Source organism: Streptomyces sp. NPDC101166, assembly GCF_044768125.1.
Lineage (GTDB): Bacteria > Actinomycetota > Actinomycetes > Streptomycetales > Streptomycetaceae > Streptomyces.
Genome location: NZ_JBIWPF010000266.1, coordinates 1 through 1,128, shown reverse-complemented (window position 1 = coordinate 1,128; position 1,128 = coordinate 1). Strand labels below are relative to the sequence as shown.

At 69.0% G+C, this 1,128-nt stretch carries 1 protein-coding gene; it reads right to left on the bottom strand.

The features are described from left to right. A partial coding sequence (gene purH / locus ACIRS4_RS38265; protein WP_404204892.1) for a bifunctional phosphoribosylaminoimidazolecarboxamide formyltransferase/IMP cyclohydrolase occupies positions 1 to 1,034 on the bottom strand: 1,034 nt, incomplete at its 3' end. Positions 1,035 to 1,128 lie beyond the last annotated feature (94 nt).

Genomic DNA, 1,128 nt, shown 5'->3' with positions numbered 1-1,128 from the left:
TAGGACGGGGCCACCACGACCTCGGTGAAGATCTCGGCGACCTGCTCGGCCATCTCGACCGAGACCTCACGGTTGGCCGCGATCACGCCGCCGTACGCGGAGACCGGGTCGGTGGCGTGCGCCTTACGGTGCGCCTCGGCGATATCCGCGCCGACAGCGATGCCGCACGGGTTGGCGTGCTTGATGACCGCCACGGCCGGAGCGTCGAAGTCGTAGGCGGCGCGCCAGGCGGCGTCCGCGTCGGTGTAGTTGTTGTACGACATCTCCTTGCCGTGCAACTGCCGCGCCTGCGCCAGCCCGCGCGGGCCGCCCTGGCTGGTGTACAGCGCGGCCGCCTGATGCGGGTTCTCGCCGTAGCGCAGCACGTCCTCGCGCTGCCAGGTGCCGCCGATCCACTCCGGGAACTGCTGCGCGGCAGCGGATTCCGGCGCCACGGCCGGAACCGCGACACTGGTCATCCAGCTCGCGACGGCCACGTCGTAGGTGGCGGTGTGCTGGAAAGCCTTGGCGGCCAGGGCGGTCCGCTCGGCGAGGGTGAAACCACCCTGCGCCACGGCGGCGATCACCTCGGCGTAGTCACCGGTGTTGACGACCACCGCGACCGACGGGTGGTTCTTGGCGGCGGCGCGCACCATGGACGGACCGCCGATGTCGATCTGCTCCACGCACTCGTCGACGCTCGCGCCCGAGGCCACGGTCTGGGTGAACGGGTACAGGTTCACCACGACGAGCTGGAAGGCCTCGACACCGAGCTCGACCAACTGGTCGACGTGCTCTTCCTTGCGGGTGTCGGCCAGGATGCCGGCGTGCACGCGGGGGTGCAGCGTCTTGACCCGGCCGTCCAGGGTCTCCGGGAAACCGGTCAGGTCTTCGACTTTGGTGACCGGAATGCCGGCGTCGGCGATCTTGCCGGCGGTCGAACCGGTGGAGACCAGCTCCACGCCCGCCTGGTGAAGACCCGTGGCCAGTTCGATCAGCCCAGTCTTGTCGTAGACGCTTACGAGGGCCCGCTTGATCGGCTTGCGTTCACTCACCGGAGAACTCGCTCATCTGGGATAACTGCCTTTCGTCCATCGGAGACAATGCCTCGGGTAGCGACGGCGGCGACGGTCTCCGCCAGCAGCCGGC